Consider the following 16,055-nt stretch of genomic DNA (forward strand, 5'->3'; position numbering starts at 1 on the left):
GGGCCTGCCCGCCGCACACGGTTGGCGATTAGGGTGGGAGGGCCCGCCCACGACAGCACAAGGGTGCGCGACCACACCAGGAGGCAATAGTGAACGGCGATCGGGACGAGATCCACGGGGGTTGGAATCCACCCGCCGATGATCAGTCCGACGCGGATCCCGCCGAGATGACGGGTGAGTTCACCATCGACTACACCCCGCCTGCCTGGTACACGCAGAACGCGGGGGGAAGCGGTGGTGCGGGTGGCGCGACGCCGCCGCCACCGCCGAGTGGTGAGCCCGTTGCCGTCCCGGGGCTCCCGGCGGGCAGCGGTTTCGAGCCCAACGTGCCCCCGCCCGCCCCGGTTCCGCCGCTTCCGGTGCCGCTGCCGGCGCCGGTTCCCCCGCTGCCGGTGCCGCTGCCTGCGCCGGTTCCGCCCGCGCCGGGGGCGGTTCAGCCGACGCCGCCCGGCCAGCCGGCGGCTCCGGGTCAGCCCGTGGCCCCTGGCCAGCCCGTGGCTCCTGGTCAGCCTGGGCCGGTGCAGCCGGGCGCGGTGCAGCCCGGGCCGGTTCAGCCCGGTGCCGTGCAGCCGGGTGCCGTTCAGCCCGGTCCTGTGCAGCCGGCTCCGCCCGGTCCTGTGCAGCCGAGCGCCGGCGCCACCCCGGCTCCCGCCGCTCCGGTCGCTTCCCACGAACCTGTCGAGGCCGAGTCGTTCGGCGGCGGTGACGTGGAGAGCGGCGCGACGATGCGTTTCTCGTCCGCCGCGCTCAAGCGCGAGATGGCGGAGATCGCCGAGCGCGCCGCGGCCGCCGACGCGTCGACGCCCGGCACGGAGCCGTCCGGGACGCCCGCTCCCGAGGACGCCGCGCCTGCCGCGCCGTCGCCCGCCGACGAGACCCCGCAGGCGGACAGCGGCTACGCGCTCGCGCTGCCCACCCCCGTTCCGGCCCCGGCCCCCGCGGACGAGGCTCCGCAGTCGGGCGAGCCGTCGGACGAGGACGTCCGGCCGAGCGCGCCCGCGTCCGAGGCCCAGGAGCCCGAACCGGCCGACGCGGCCGTCGTCGCGGCGCCCGCCGACGCCGAGCCGCAGGACGCTCCCCCGGCGGCCGTGCCGCCGGCCGCGGTGCCGCCCGCGGTGCCGGCGGACCCCGTCGCCCCGCAGGGCGCCGACGGACTGCCCCCGCTGCCGCCGTCGTTCCAGCCGGCGGCTCCCCCGGCCGTACCGAACTGGCCCGCCCAGGCGCCGTCGGGCGAGCAGCCGCCGCCCCCGGCCATGCCGCAGCCCCCCGGCTGGCCGGCGGAGCCGACTCCCGTACCGCCGCAGGCACAGGGCGGGTACGGATTCCCGCAGCCCGGTCAGCAGCCCCTGCCGCAGCCCATCCCGCCGCAGGCGGCCGACGCCTCTGCTCCGCAGGGCGGTTACGGCTTCCCGCAGCCCGGCCAGCCTCAGTCCCAGCCCCAGCCCGGCCTGCCCCAGCCGCTTCCCACCCCCGTACCGCCGCAGGCACAGGGTGGTTACGGCTTCCCGCAGCCGGGCCAGCAGCCCCTGCCGCAGCCGATCCCGCCGCAGGCGGCCGACGCGCCTGCGCCGCAGGGCGGTTACGGCTTCCCCCAGCCCAGTCAGCCCGGTCAGCCCCTGCCCACCCCCGTGCCCCCGCAGGCACAGGCGCCGGCACAGGGCGGGTACGGATTCCCGCAGCCCGGACAGCAGCCCCTGCCGCAGCCCATCCCGCCGCAGGCCGCCGAAGCCCCTGCCCCGCAGGGCGGCTACGGCTTCCCCCAGCCCGGCCAGCCCCAGCCGCAGCCCACACCCCCGCAGGCAGCACAGCCCCAGCCCCAGGGCGGCTACGGCTTCCCGCAGCAGGGCGAGGCGCCCGCGCAGCAGGCTCCGTACGACCCGCAGGCCGGGGCGCCCGCCGATCCGCGGAGTGGTGCGGGGTGGCCCACGCCCGTCGCGCACGACCAGCGTGAGCGGTCCGTGCCGGGTGCTCCGCTCGGCTACACCGCCGCCGTCGAGCTGTCCTCCGACCGGCTGCTGCGCAACAACAAGCAGAAGGCCAAGTCGAGCCGGAACCCCAGCCCCTCCGCCCGTTTCAAGCTCGGCGGCAAGCGCGAGGAGGCCGAGCGGCAGCGGAAGCTCGACCTGATCCGTACGCCCGTCCTGTCCTGCTACCGGATCGCGGTCATCTCCCTCAAGGGCGGTGTCGGCAAGACCACGACGACCACCGCGCTCGGCGCGACCCTGGCCACCGAGCGGCAGGACAAGATCCTCGCCATCGACGCCAACCCCGACGCCGGAACGCTCGGCCGCCGGGTGCGGCGCGAGACCGGGGCGACCATCCGTGACCTCGTGCAGGCGATCCCGTACCTGCACTCGTACATGGACATCCGCCGCTTCACCTCGCAGGCGCCGTCCGGTCTGGAGATCCTCGCCAACGACGTGGACCCGGCCGTCTCGACGACGTTCAACGACGAGGACTACCGGCGGGCGATCGACGTCCTGGGCAAGCAGTACCCGATCATCCTGACCGACTCCGGTACGGGTCTGCTCTACAGCGCCATGCGCGGTGTGCTCGACCTCGCCGACCAGCTGATCATCATCTCGACGCCCTCCGTCGACGGTGCCTCCAGCGCCTCGACCACGCTGGACTGGCTCTCGGCGCACGGGTACGCGGAGCTGGTGCAGCGGTCGATCACGGTCATCTCGGGGGTCCGCGAGACCGGCAAGATGATCAAGGTCGACGACATCGTGCAGCACTTCCAGACGCGCTGCCGCGGCGTCGTCGTCGTACCGTTCGACGAGCACCTGTCGGCCGGTGCCGAGGTCGACCTCGACATGATGCGGCCGAAGACCCGCGAGGCGTACTTCCACCTCTCCGCGATGGTGGCCGAGGACTTCGCGCGTGCGCAGCACGTCCAGGGGCTGTGGACCGGTGACGGCGGCCAGGGCGGCGGCGTACCGCCGCAGATGGCCCCGCCGGTCCCGGGCCAGCAGATGCCCGGTCAGCCGATGCCGGGCCAGCCCGTGCCCGGTCAGCCGATGCCCGGTCAGCAGCAGCCGTACGCCCCGCAGCCCATGCCCGGTCAGCCCGCACCCGGTCAGCCCATGCCGGGCCAGCCGATGCCGGGTCAGGCCGCGCCCGGTCAGCCGATGCCCGGTCAGCAGCCGTACCCGCAGCAGCAGGGGCAGCCGTACGCCCCCCAGCCGTACCCGCAGCCCCAGCAGCCGCAGCCGTATCCGCAGGCGCCGGGTCACCCCCAGCCCTACCCGCCGCAGCAGCACGAGCAGCCCGGCGCGCCCCAGGGCTGGCAGCAGCCCCCCGCGCAGCCGCAACCGCAGCCGCCCGTGGATCCGAACGCTCCGGTACCGCCCCCGGGTTGGCCGCAGCAGGCTCAGCAGACGCCTCCGCAGCCTCCGCCAGCCCCTCAGCAGTAAGGCGTCACAGGAGTAGACCAATGAGGCCCCGCACCGGCTCCCCGGTGCGGGGCCTCATCGCATTCCCGCAGCCCACAAGGGGTTTGAGTCATCGTTGACGATGCTTGTCCACCGCTGATAAACCTTCGCTTCACCAGTTGGCGCCCAAGATCCACGACGCGAGGTACGTCCTATGGTCATGGTCACGAAGGTCCCGCCCCGCCCCGCAGCCCCCCGCAGACGCGCTCCCCGACGACTCCCCCGGCTGCTTCTCGCCGCAGGTGTCGCCGCCACCGCCCTCGTGGCCGTACCCCAGGTCGGCGCCCAGTCCGCGCGCGCCGCCGACGGTGACGGGAAGAGCGGCGGCTCCACCCTCACGGTCGCCGTCTCGCAGAGCGTCGACTCCCTGAGCCCGTTCCTCGCCCAGAAGCTCGTGTCGACGAGCATCCACCGGTTGGCGTACGAGTACCTGACGAACTACGACGCGCAGGACGCCAAGCCGATCCCGGGGCTCGCGACCGAGTGGTCGTCCTCGGCCGACAAGCTGACGTGGACGTACACGATCCGCAAGGACTCGAAGTGGTCCGACGGGAAGCAGGCCACCGCCGAGGACGCCGCCTGGACCTTCAACAAGATGATGACGGACGAGAACGCCGCCACGGCGAACGGCAGCTTCACGTCCAACTTCAAGAAGGTCACCGCGCCCGACCCGCAGACGCTGGTCATCGAGCTGAAGAAGCCGCAGGCGACGATGACGGCGCTCGACGTGCCGATCGTGCCCAAGCACGTCTGGGAGAAGGTCGGCGACTTCTCGAAGTTCAACAACGACCAGCAGTTCCCGATCGTCGGCAACGGCCCGTTCGTCATCACGGACTTCAAGGTCGACCAGTACATCAAGATGAAGCCGAACAAGAACTTCTGGCGCGGCGCACCCAAGTTCGACGAGCTGGTGTTCAAGTACTACAAGGACGGTGACGCGGCCGTCGCCGCGCTGCAGAAGGGCGAGGTGTCCTTCGTACCGAACCTGACGCCCGCTCAGGCCGCCGCCCTGAAGTCCATGAAGAACATCAAGGTCAACGACGCCCCCGGCCGGCGCTTCTTCGCCCTGGCCACCAACCCGGGCGCGCGTTCGAAGGACGGCAAGACCTTCGGCAACGGCCATCCGGCGCTGCTCGACCCGGCCGTCCGCAAGGCGCTCTTCCTCGCCGTCGACCGGACCACGATCGTCGACAAGGTCTTCCAGGGTCATGCGGTCGAGGGCGAGGGCTACATCCCGCCCCGCTTCGGCTCGTACTTCTGGAAGCCGAGCGCGCAGCAGAAGCTCGGTTACGACCCCGCCAAGGCGGCCCAGCTCCTCGACCAGGCCGGATACAAGAAGAACGGCGACGGGAAGCGGGTCGGCAAGGACGGCAGGGCGCTGGACTTCCGGATCCTCTGCCACGCCACCGACCCGAACGACAAGGCGATCGGGAAGTACCTCCAGGAGTGGTGGGGCGAGCTCGGCATCGGGCTGAAGGTCGAGTGCCTCGACAACGTCAGCGACCCGTGGACCAAGGGCGACTACGACCTCGCGTTCGACGGCTGGTCGGTCAACCCCGACCCCGACTACGTCCTGTCGATCCACACCTGCGGCACGCTCCCGGCGACCCCGAAGGACACCGGCGCCACCGACAACTTCATCTGCGACCAGCGCTTCGACACGCTCTACGCGCAGCAGGCGGTGGAGTACGACGCCGCCAAGCGGGCGGATCTGGTCAAGCAGATGCAGTCCAGGCTGTACGACACGGGGTACATGAACATCATGGCCTACCCGAACGCCCTGGAGGCGTACCGCACGGACCAGATCAAGTCCATCACGACCATGCCGGCGGCCGCCGGCAACCTCTGGGGCCAGGACGGCTACTGGAGCTGGTGGTCGGCCGCGCCGACCACCGCGGCCGCCGGGTCCGAGTCCGGCTCCGGCGGTGGCGGTTCGTCCACCGGGGTGATCGTCGGCATCGGCGCGGCCGTGGTCGCCGTGGTCGGGATCGGGATCTTCCTCGGCCTGCGGCGCCGCTCGACCGCCGACGACCGCGAGTAGACGAGCCGAGCCGTGACGACAGCGAGCACCCCCGCCGACGTGGTGCGGACCGAACCGGTCCGCGCCACGGACGGCGCCTCCCGTACCGGTACGACCCTCCAGTACCTCCGTTACGTGGCCGGCAAGCTGGGCGGCGCGGCCGTCTCGCTCTTCGCCGTGCTGGTCACCAGCTTCTTCCTGTTCCGGATCATCCCCGGCGACCCGGTCAAGGCGATGACCCACGGGATCCCCACCTCGGCCGAGCAGCTGGCGACCCTGCGGCGGCAGTTCGGCCTCGACCTGCCGCTGTGGCAGCAGTTCACCGACTACTGCGCGAAGGCGCTGAGCGGTGATCTCGGCACCTCGTACCAGTTCCACGCCCCGGTCGGCGATCTCATCGCGACGAAGCTGCCGGCGACGCTGCTGCTGACCGGGGTCGCCGTGGTGCTCTACTCGGCGCTCGGGCTCTGGCTCGGCACCCGCTCCGCCTGGAACCACGGCCGCCTCGGCGACAGGATCAACACCGGCGTCGCGCTGACGCTGTGGTCCGTGCCCTCGTTCTGGCTCGGACTGCTCCTGATCATCGTCTTCTCGGTCGGCATCGGTCCGATCCCGGGGCTCTTCCCGACCGGCGGCATGGAGTCGGGGACGGGCGAGACCGGCTTCGCGTACGTCCTGGACGTGGCCCACCACATGGTGCTGCCGGTGGTGACCCTGGTGGCGGTCGGGTACGCGCAGACCCTCCTGGTCATGCGCTCCTCGCTGCTCGACGAGATGGGCAGCGACTATCTGACGACCGCGCGGGCGAAGGGGCTGCGCGACGACGTCGTACGGCGCCGGCACGCCGTACCGAACGCGCTGCTGCCGACCGTGACCATGATCTTCATCAACCTGGGCCATGTGGCGGCCGGTTCGATCCTGGTGGAGACGGTGTTCTCCTGGCCGGGGCTCGGCGGGCTCTTCTACCAGGCGCTCAGCGTGCCCGATCTGCCGCTGGTCCAGGGCCTGTTCGTGGTCTTCGCCGGCGCGATGATCGTGATGAACCTGATCGCCGACCTGCTCTATCCGCTGCTCGACCCCCGGGTGGGCCGATGACGTCTCTTGTCTGGGAGCGCCGACGCGGTTCGGTCTCCCGCTTCTGGAAGCAGTACCGCACCCACCGCGCCGGTCTCTACGGTCTGGCCGGGCTCGCCCTGATCGCGCTGCTCGCCCTCGCCGCCCCGCTGATCGTCGGCGCGGACGTGCAGTCGGTGACGAACGCACCGGGTACGGCCCTGGAGCCGCCGAGCGCCGAATTCCCGCTCGGGACGGACCAGTTCGGGCGCTCGCTGCTCGGCCTGCTGATCTGGGGCGCGCGGATCTCGCTGCTCGTCGGGCTGCTCGCGGCGGTGCTCTCGGTCGCGATCGGCACCCTCGTCGGGATCATCGCCGGGCACTACGGCGGCTGGTTCTCGACGGTCGTCATGCGGGTCACCGACTGGTTCCTCGTCATGCCGACGCTCGTCCTCGCGATCGTGCTCGCGACGGTGATGTCCCGTTCGATGTGGACGGTGATCCTGGCGATCGGCGTGACCAGCTGGCCGACCACGGCCCGCCTGGTGCGCGCGCAGACGATCGCGGTGGAGTCCCGCCCGTACATCGAGCGGGCCACCGCGCTCGGCGGCGGCCACGGGCACATCATGAGCCGGCACGTGCTGCCGAACGTGATGCCGCTGGTGCTCGCGCAGACCACGCTCGGCATCTCGACGGCGATCCTCACCGAGGCGACCCTCGCCTTCCTCGGCCTCGGCGACCCGACGGTGGTCTCCTGGGGCGGCATGCTCCAGGACGCCCGGGAGGCGGGCGCCGTGTCGTCCGGCCACTGGTGGTACCTCGCGCCGCCCGGGATCGCGATCGCGCTGGTCGCGCTCGCCTTCACGCTGTGCGGGCGCGCGGTCGAGTCCGTGCTCAACCCGAAGCTGGGGGTGGGGCGATGAGCCTCCTGGAGGTACGGAACCTGAGCGTGACGTACGGGTCGGGGGCGGCCGCCGTCCCCGCCGTACGGGGCGTCGACCTGACCCTGGCCGCCGGGCAGAAGCTCGGGGTCGCGGGCGAGTCGGGGTGCGGGAAGTCGACGATGGCGCTGGCGCTGCTGCGGCTGCTGCCTGCCTCCGCCCGGCTGACCGGGCAGATCCTGCTCGACGGCGAGGACGTCCTCGCCATGAAGTGGGGGCGGCTGCGGGCGGTGCGCTGGGCCGGGGCGTCGATCGTCTTCCAGGGCGCGATGCACTCGCTGAACGCGGTGCGGCGGATCGGCGACCAGATCGCGGAGCCGCTGCTCGTGCACGGGCGGCCGACCCCGGCGGAGGCGCGCAAGCGGGTCGGGGAGCTCCTGGAGCACGTCGGGCTTCCGGTGGCACGCGCGGCGGCCTATCCGCACGAGCTGTCCGGCGGTCAGCGGCAGCGCGTGATGATCGCGATGGCGCTCGCCTGCGATCCGCGGCTGATCGTGGCGGACGAGCCGACGACGGCGCTCGACGTGATGATCCAGGCGCAGATCCTGCGGCTGATCGAGCGTCTGGTCGCGGACGACGACATCAGCCTGCTGATGATCAGCCACGACCTGGCGGTCCTCGCGGACACCTGCGACCGGCTCGCGGTGATGTACGCGGGGCGGGTGGTGGAGGAGGGCCCGGCGCGGGCGGTGTACGACGCGGCGGAGCATCCGTACGGGCGGGCGCTGTCCTCGGCGTTCCCGAGGATCGGCGACCCGGCGTCCCGGCGGGCGCCGCGCGGCCTGCCCGGCGATCCGCCGGACCCGGCCGATCTGCCGGGCGGGTGCGCGTTCCATCCGCGCTGCCCGGTCGCGGTGGAGGACGTCTGCGGGACGCGGGACCAGGAACTGCGGGACGCGGGCGCGGGGCGCCGGGCGGCCTGCGTACATGTGGGGAGCGGCTCATGAACCCGTTGACACCGGACGGCGCGCCGTCGGGGGCGGGCGCCTCGGCGGCGGGTGCCTCCGTCGCGACCGAGGCTCCGCCGGCGACCGGTCCGCTGCTCTCGGCGCGCGGACTGCGGGTCACCTTCCCCGGGCGGCGGGGCGCGCCGCCCGCGCGCGCGGTGGACGGGGTGGACCTGGACATCGCGCCCGGGGAGATCGTGGCCCTGGTCGGCGAGTCGGGGTGCGGCAAGACGACGCTGGCGCGCTCGCTGCTCGGGCTCGTGCCGCCGACCGGCGGCGCGGTCACTTTCGCGGGCGAGCCGCTCTCGTACACCTCGCGCGCCCTCAAGGCCTACCGCAGGCGGGCCCAGCTGGTCCTGCAGGACCCCAGCGGCTCGCTGAACCCGCGGCACACCGTGTACGACGCGGTGGCGGAGGGGCTGCGGATCCACGGGTACGACGGGGACGAGCGGGCGGCGGTCGCGGAGGCGTTGTCGCGGGCCGGTCTGCGGCCGCCGGAGCGCTTCTTCCTGCGGTACCCGCACGAGCTGTCGGGCGGTCAGCGGCAGCGCGTCGTCATCGCGGGCGCGCTGGTCCTCCAGCCGGAGCTGATCGTCGCGGACGAGCCGGTGGCCTCGCTGGACGCATCGGTACGGGGCGAGATCCTGGCGCTGTTGCTACGGCTCCGGGACGAACTGGGGCTCTCGGCGCTCGTCGTGACGCACGATCTGGGTCTCGCGTGGAACATCGCGGACCGGGTGGCGGTGATGTACCTGGGCCGGATCGTGGAGACCGGCACGGTGGAGTCCGTACTGACGGCTCCTCAGCACCCGTACACCCGGGCCCTGTTGTCGGTCCTGCCGGAGTCCGAGGTCGCTCCGGTGGTCCTGACGGGCGAGCCACCTGACCCGGCCCGCATCCCGTCCGGCTGCCGCTTCCACGCCCGCTGCCAGGTCCTCGCCTCGGGCGAGGCGGCCGCGGTCGCGGACCGCTGCCGCACCGAGGACCTGCCGGTCCTCCCGGGCGGCGGAGCCCGGGACGTGGCCTGCCACTGGGTGCGGGAGGGGCAGAAGCAGTAGGCGGGGGCGCCTCGGCTCTTCGAGCGGGGCGCCTCAGCGCTTCGTGTCGTACGCCTCGGTGAGTTCGCGGGCGCGCTTCACGTCCCCGGCCATCGCCGCGAGCAGATCGTCCAGGGTGTCGAACTTCAGCATGCCGCGGACGTACGCCAGGAAGTCCACGGCCACGTGCAGGCCGTACAGGTCGAGGCCCTCGCGGTCGATGGCGTACGCCTCGACGGTCCGCTCGGTGCCGTCGAACTGGGGGTTCGTGCCGACCGAGATCGCGGCGGGCATCCGCTCCCCGGCGGCGGTCAGCCAGCCCGCGTACACGCCGTCGGCCGGGATCGCGGTGTGCGGGAGGGTCTCGACGTTGGCCGTCGGGAAGCCGAGCTCGCGGCCGCGCTGCGCGCCCCGGACGACGATGCCCTCGACGCGGTGCGGGCGGCCGAGGATCTCGGCGGCGCCCTCCACGTCGCCCTCGGCGACGAGGCGGCGGGTGAGCGTGGAGGAGAACGGGTCGCCGCCGCCCGCCGTACCGCTCACGAAGAGGTCGATGACCTCGACCTCGTAGTCGTAGGTGGCGCCCAGCTCGGTGAGGAAGCCGACGTTGCCGGCGGCGCGGTGGCCGAAGCGGAAGTTCGGGCCCTCGATGACGGCCTTCGCGTGCAGCTTGTCGACGAGGACCTTCACGATGAAGTCCGCCGGGGACAGCTGCGAGAACTCGGCCGTGAACGGCAGGACGAGGACCGCGTCCACGCCCAGCTCCGCGATCAGCTCGGCGCGGCGCGGGTGCGGGGCGAGCAGCGGCGGGTGGCTGCCGGGCCGCACGACCTCGGAGGGGTGCGGTTCGAAGGTGACGACGACCGACGGAACGCCCAGTTCACGGGCGCGTTCGACGGCCCGGCCGATGATCAGCTGGTGTCCGCGGTGCACCCCGTCGTAGGAGCCGATGGTGACGACGCTGCGCCCCCAGTCCTGGGGGATGTCCTCCAAGCCACGCCAGCGCTGCACTGTGACCGCTCCTCGTCCGCCTGTTCGCCGATTACGCAGGTCTAAGACTGCCATGCCCACGGCCATCGCCCCGCATCGGCATGGAACTGCCGAGCCGCTCGACCGTACGGCGGGTGCTGGGGCCGACGACGACGGCCCAGTCGCCGGGGGCGCCGGCCAGCCAGCCGGTCAGTTGGGCGGCGAACGCGGGGACCTCGCGGGCGAGCTCGACGAGCCGTCGGTCGAGGCACGTCGCGCCCTCGGGCGTGCGGACGAGGAGCAGTCCGGTGCGGTGGACGAGCTCGCGGGTGCGGACCTCGGGGCGCCGTTCGCAGCCGTGGGCGGCGGCCCTCAGCAGGGCGTCGAGGACGGCGAGGTCCCGTGCGTCGTACCGCTCGTGGTCGAGGAGTACGTCGAGGAGTTCGGTACGCAGAAGGCGCGAGGCGCCGGTGCCGGGGGCGGCGAGCACCGGGGCGAGGGCGCTGCGGACCTGGGCGGGACGGCCCCGGATCAGGCTGGAGACCAGGGGGAAGAGGACCGCCCGGGCGGCGGGCCCGTCCTCGAGGCGACGGTCGACGAAGGCGGCGGCGTGGCGGGCGCCTTCGGGGTGGCGGTCGACGTACTCGTGGACGAGGGCGGCGACGCGCCGGGCGAGGGCGGGGGTGGTGACCTCGGCGAGCGCCCGCAGGGTGGCTCCGGCGGCCTCGCCGGGGCCGTTCAGCCGGGTCCGGAGGGCGGCGAGGACGGGTTCGGGGTGGGCGGCGAGCGCGGTGGTGAGCGCCTCGGCGGGGACGCGGGGGTCGGTCAGGGCGCGGGGCAGATGGCGGGAGCGGGTGTGCGGGTCGCGGACGAGGAGTCCGAGGGCGGCGCCGTGCAGGGCGGCGTCGGCGGGGCGGGCGAGCAGGGCGAAGGCGGCGTACCGGAGGAGCTCGCGGTCGGGGCCTGTGGTGGCGTGCGCGGCGACGAGGGCGCCGTACGTGGCGGCGGCGGCGCGGCGCGCGGGCCTGCCGTCGTCATGGGCCCAGCGGTCGACGGCCCGGCAGAGGGCGGTCGGCTCGTCCTCGGCGAGCGCGGCGAGCAGCCCGTCGGCCAGCGGATGGGCGGTGGCGACGAGCGCCTCGCACAGGTCGTCGACGGCGAGGTGGCGGTGCGTGTGCAGCAGGGCCTGCGCGGCGGTGGCGACGGTGGCGTGCGGCGCGGCCCCGAGGGCCCGGCCGTCGCCGAACCAGCGGCAGAGCAGCGGCTGTACGCCCCGGGGCTCGGCGACGAGCCGTTCGGCGACGACGTCGAGGAACCGGGGCCCGGCGTGGGTGCCGGGCGGCGGATCGGCGGGCACGATCCGCCGCAGCAGATCGATCCGCTCGCCCTCCCCGACCCGCAGAGCGGCCCAGAACGGGGGCCCGAAGAGCGCGGGAGGGGCGGGGGCGGCGGACGGAGCGTCCGGGGCGTGGCGCTGCGCGGGGACCTCGGGCTCCGGTCCGGGCGTCCGTGGCGCGGTCGGCATGGTGCCCAGGTGGTCGGCCAGGTGGCGGAGGCTCGGGAGGTACGGTTTGGGGTCCGGGAGGCGCAGGAGGGTCCGGTGGAGGAGCCGGGTGGCCCACCAGGCGGCCTCGGTGGTCGCCCGGCCGTCCGCGCGGAGCCGGGCAAGCGCCTCGACCAGGCCGGTCAGCCGCCGCCCGAGCGCGTCGGCGCCGTACTCGCGGTCCATCAGCAGGAGCGCCTGGACGACCGGGCCGATCCGGTGGCGCGGTACGGGGAGGGGGTCCGGCGCGACGGCCGTGTGCGGGGCGCCGGGGCGGGCCGGGAGGCGGACCGGGGCGGCGCCCTCGCCCCGGCGGTGGACCAGCGCGAGGAGGGCCTCGTCGACGTCCAGATGGGCACCCTGGATCCAGTCGGCGAGCTCCTCGTGGCCGAAGCGGTAGCCGGAGCCGGCCGGAACGACGAGCCCCTCGGTCAGAACGGCGGAGGCCCAGCCGGTCCGCCACGGGAAGACCTCCTCGAAGGAGCCCCGGTCCAGCTCCCCCTGCCCGGGCCCCAGGCACCGCCGGGCCGCCTCGTGGACCTGCCCCGCGACCCGCGCGGCGAGCCGGCGCACGGCGGTACCGCGCGGGACCGGGCGCGTCCCGGCCGCGATCCGTACGGCGACCCGCAGACACATCAGGTCCAGGTAGGCGCCGAAGACCTCCTCCCGCCCGGGCCTGCCGGGCGCGCCCCCGGGCACGGCCTCGCGCACCTCGGCGAGCAGCCGCAGCACGAGCGGGTGCCGGGCGTCGTCGGCTGCGAGATCGCCCGCGCCGAGCCCGTACCGCGCCCGGGCGAGCGCCGCCTCGTCGTCCGTGAGGTCGCCGAGCGGCACCGTGCGGTGCAGGGACTCCGGAGCATGGAGGCGGGCGGCCCGCTCCCAGAACTCCGGGCGGCAGCCGAGCATGAGGCGGGTGGCGTGGGCGCCGAGCCAGGACTCGGTGCCCTCCGTCCAGGCCGGGAGGCGGTGGGCGAGGGCGGGGGGCATCTCCTCGGGGCCGTCGAGGACGACGAGGAGGGGCCGGCCCGCCGCATGGGCGAGCCGGGCGGCCCGTTCGGGGGTGGTGGTCGACATGTCGGCATGGACACCCGAGGCGGTGACGATCCGGCCCGCCTGGCGCAGGGCGCGGCCCACGGCGTCGGCGACCGAGGTGTCGTCGGCGCGCAGGTCCGCCCCGCGCAGCCAGATCGTGGGGGCGGGTTCGGGGCTCCGGGCCCGCTCGGCGCAGTGCGCGGCGAGGGCGGTGGTGCGTCCGGTGCCGGGGTCGCCGACGAGGGCGAGGACGAGGGCGTCGGAGCTGCCGGTGAAGGCCTCGAACTCCCGGGCGCACGCGGCCCGTTCGACCGGCGGGGACTCGGACCGGCTTCCCGTACCGGTGGCGGCCCCGGTGGACGCGGCGGTGGCGGTCGCGGTCAGCTCCAGGACGCCCGCCAGGTTGAGCTCGCGCCCGTAGCAGGGCGCGGTCGCGGCGTTGCGCCGCAGCAGCTCGGCGAGCGGGCCCACGGGCGGCAGGGGCAGCGCGTATCCGGCGGCCCGGTGGTCGCCGTGCAGCGCGGTGCCGAGGACCCCGAGGACGGCTCCGGTCTCCGGGTCCACGACGGGCCCGCCCGTGGCCTGCCCGCCGAGCCGCAGGGCATCGGCGCCCTCGGTGCCGATGGCCAGCTCCCAGGCCGCCCGGCCCAGCGCGTGCCGCCTGCCACCGGTGGCGTACGTGACGGGCGCCGTGCCGAGCACCCGCGCCTCGCGCCAGCCGTGCGCCGCGATCCGTACGTACGTCCCGGGCTCGATCTCGGTCCGCGCCGACACCGGCAGCGGACGGACGCCGATCCCCTCGGCCCGCAGGAGGGCGAGGCCGGACTCGGGCAGCAGGGTGAGGGCGTCGGGCTCGATGACGCGGTCGCGCTCGCCGGGGGCGCGCAGCAGGATCCGTACGAGTCCGGCGACGGCTTCGTGGCTGGTGACGACCGTCCCCCGGTCGTCGGCGACGAAGCCCGTTCCGCGGGGGCGGCCCGCCGGATCGCAGATCCGAACCAGCGTGCCGAGGTCCCCACGTCCCATGGTGTCGACGTTAGGTCGGCGGTGATCACCGCGAGAACCACACCGGCCGAACGCGCCCCCCAGCGCTCCCCCGTTTCACTCCGAGCGCCTGCCCGAAGGGGTGAAAATGACGATCGAAATGGATAACACTCGTCTGGGGGAGGGGAACGTGGGGCGGCACGCATGCGTGCCGCCCCACGAAATACCCGTCACAAAACAACGCGTCAGCCGAAGACGGCCAGGCTCTTCGCCTTGCCCTTCTGGTCCTCCACGAGGGCCAGCAGACGCCCGTCGGGCGCGAAGACGGCCACCGGACCCGGCGGATACGACGGCATCTCGAGCCGCACGCCGTTGAGCAGCAGCCGGGCCCGCTTCTCGTCGACGTCCCAGCGGGGGAACGCCGCCGAGGCCGCGTCCGCGACCGGCATGACCGTCAGCTCCTCCTGGAGCTGGTCCAGGGTCTTGGCCGAGTCCAGCTTGTACGGGCCGACCCGGGTGCGTCGCAGCGCGGTCAGATGACCGCCCACGCCGAGCCCGGCGCCCAGGTCACGGGCGAGCGCCCGGATGTACGTACCGGAGGAGCAGACCACCGAGACGACCAGGTCCACGACCTGTGTGCCGTCCTCGGCGACGGCCTCCCGGACGTCGTACACCTGGAAGGACGAGACGGTGACCGGCCGCGCCGGGATCTCGAACTCCTCGCCGCCGCGCACCCGCGCGTACGACCGCTTGCCGTCGATCTTGATGGCGGAGACCTTCGACGGCACCTGCATGATGGCGCCGGTCAGCTCAGCCACGCCCGCGTCGATCCCCTCACGGGTCACCTTGGAGGCATCCACGGAGGCCGTGATCTCGCCCTCGGCGTCGTCGGTGATCGTCGTCTGGCCGAGGCGGATGGTGCCGAGGTACTCCTTCTCGGTCAGCGCGAGGTGACCGAGCAGCTTGGTCGCCCGCTCCACGCCGAGGACGAGGACGCCGGTGGCCATGGGGTCGAGCGTGCCGGCGTGGCCGACCCGGCGGGTCTTGGCGATCCCGCGCATCTTGGCCACGACGTCGTGCGAAGTGAAGCCCGACGGCTTGTCGACGATGACAAGTCCGTCGGGCGTCTTCCCTGCGTTGCTCATCAGGCGGTGGTGCCCTCTTCGTCCTCGTCCTCGGGCTTGCGGTACGGGTCGGCCTCGCCGGCGTACTTGGCGCCGGAGGACGCCTCGCGCACGGCCGCGTCGGAGGCCCGCGCCTTGTCGAGGAGGTCCTCGATCGTCTTCGCGGTCTCCGGGAGGGCGTCCGCGACGAACGTCAGCGTCGGCGTGAACTTCGTCCCGGCGGCGGCGCCCACGGCCGAGCGGAGGATGCCCTTGGCACTCTCCAGGCCCGCGGCCGCGCTGGCCCGCTCCTCGTCGTCGCCGTAGACCGTGTAGAAGACCGTGGCCTCCCGCAGGTCACCGGTGACGCGGGTGTCCGTGATGGTCACGTGCGTACCCAGGCGCGGGTCCTTGATGCCGCGCTGCAGCTTCTCGGCGACCACCTCCCGGATGAGGTCCGCCAGCTTCTTCGCCCGCGCGTTGTCGGCCACTGGTCCTTCTCCTTCTTTGCCTTGCTCATTCAGTCTTCATCAGTGTGGAGCCTGCGTCGCACCGACAGCAGCTCCACCTCGGGCCTGGCCGCGACCAGCCGCTCGCACCGGTCGAGCACGTCCGACACGAACCCCGCGTCCCCGGACACCAGAGCGACCCCCAGTCGGGCCCTGCGATGGAGGTCCTGTTCGCCCACCTCGGCCGCGCTCACGGAGAACTTGCGCTGGAGCTCGGCGACGATGGGCCGGACGACGGAGCGTTTCTCCTTCAGCGAATGAACGTCGCCGAGGAGCAGATCGAAGGACAGAGTCCCCACGTACATGTAGTGCCGGATGTCCCGCCGGTTCGGGTTCGGTGGCCTGCCACGCCTTCGCTTGGCAGGAACACCAGAACCGTACACGCAACGGCCGGGGCCGATCGACGGAATACTTTCCGCCGACCGGCCCCGGTCCCCACCCGCCGCCCGGCCACCACCCCTGGTGGACCGCGCTACGCGCGGG

General features: G+C 73.7%; 11 protein-coding genes. 6 read left to right on the forward strand and 5 right to left on the reverse strand.

The window, feature by feature from the left end; all coding sequences use genetic code 11:
* Window positions 1-89: 89 nt before the first annotated feature.
* The 6 genes from AB0F56_RS02815 (at window position 90) to AB0F56_RS02840 (ending at window position 9,453) form a co-directional block, all read left to right on the forward strand.
* The gene (locus tag AB0F56_RS02815; protein ID WP_362003268.1) at window positions 90-3,416 is read left to right on the forward strand and encodes an SCO5717 family growth-regulating ATPase; all 3,327 of its coding nucleotides are present in this window, start codon (window positions 90-92) and stop codon (window positions 3,414-3,416) included.
* 178 nt (window positions 3,417-3,594) lie between these two features.
* The gene (locus AB0F56_RS02820) at window positions 3,595-5,475 is read left to right on the forward strand and encodes an ABC transporter substrate-binding protein (RefSeq protein ID WP_362003997.1); all 1,881 of its coding nucleotides are present in this window, start codon (window positions 3,595-3,597) and stop codon (window positions 5,473-5,475) included.
* A 42-nt stretch (window positions 5,476-5,517) separates the two neighbouring features.
* Complete coding sequence (locus tag AB0F56_RS02825; protein ID WP_362004000.1) at window positions 5,518-6,549, forward strand: ABC transporter permease; 1,032 nt, start codon at window positions 5,518-5,520, stop codon at window positions 6,547-6,549.
* Window positions 6,546-7,430: an ABC transporter permease gene (locus AB0F56_RS02830; protein ID WP_362003270.1), complete on the forward strand. Its 885-nt coding sequence runs from the start codon at window positions 6,546-6,548 to the stop codon at window positions 7,428-7,430. Before AB0F56_RS02825 ends, AB0F56_RS02830 begins: the two co-directional genes overlap by 4 nt.
* Window positions 7,427-8,395, forward strand: coding sequence for an ABC transporter ATP-binding protein (locus AB0F56_RS02835; RefSeq protein ID WP_362003272.1), 969 nt, complete (start codon window positions 7,427-7,429; stop codon window positions 8,393-8,395). Before AB0F56_RS02830 ends, AB0F56_RS02835 begins: the two co-directional genes overlap by 4 nt.
* Entirely contained in the window at window positions 8,392-9,453 is a 1,062-nt protein-coding gene (locus AB0F56_RS02840; protein WP_362003273.1) for an ABC transporter ATP-binding protein, read from the forward strand. Before AB0F56_RS02835 ends, AB0F56_RS02840 begins: the two co-directional genes overlap by 4 nt.
* A gap of 33 nt (window positions 9,454-9,486) precedes the next feature.
* On the opposite strand, the gene AB0F56_RS02845 is transcribed toward AB0F56_RS02840, so the two are convergent.
* From AB0F56_RS02845 to AB0F56_RS02865, 5 genes are all read right to left on the reverse strand, one after another.
* Window positions 9,487-10,443 (reverse strand): bifunctional riboflavin kinase/FAD synthetase, encoded by a 957-nt coding sequence (locus AB0F56_RS02845; protein WP_362003275.1) that lies wholly within the window; start codon window positions 10,441-10,443, stop codon window positions 9,487-9,489.
* Between the two features lie 31 nt (window positions 10,444-10,474).
* Window positions 10,475-14,002 carry a trypsin-like peptidase domain-containing protein gene (locus AB0F56_RS02850; protein ID WP_362003277.1) on the reverse strand — a complete coding sequence of 1,176 codons (3,528 nt, stop codon included), beginning with the start codon at window positions 14,000-14,002 and terminating at the stop codon, window positions 10,475-10,477.
* Window positions 14,003-14,205: 203 nt separating this feature from the next.
* The gene (gene truB / locus AB0F56_RS02855; protein WP_362003278.1) at window positions 14,206-15,105 is read right to left on the reverse strand and encodes a tRNA pseudouridine(55) synthase TruB; all 900 of its coding nucleotides are present in this window, start codon (window positions 15,103-15,105) and stop codon (window positions 14,206-14,208) included.
* On the reverse strand, window positions 15,105-15,554 hold the full coding sequence (gene rbfA, locus AB0F56_RS02860) for a 30S ribosome-binding factor RbfA (protein ID WP_361603499.1): 450 nt from the start codon (window positions 15,552-15,554) through the stop codon (window positions 15,105-15,107). The genes truB and rbfA overlap by 1 nt, the downstream gene beginning before the upstream one ends.
* 29 nt (window positions 15,555-15,583) lie before the next feature.
* Window positions 15,584-15,877, reverse strand: a complete 294-nt coding sequence (locus AB0F56_RS02865; protein WP_362003280.1) for a DUF503 domain-containing protein — start codon at window positions 15,875-15,877, stop codon at window positions 15,584-15,586.
* Window positions 15,878-16,055: the final 178 nt, after the last annotated feature.

Source organism: Streptomyces sp. NPDC026092, from assembly GCF_040638605.1.
Lineage (GTDB): Bacteria > Actinomycetota > Actinomycetes > Streptomycetales > Streptomycetaceae > Streptomyces.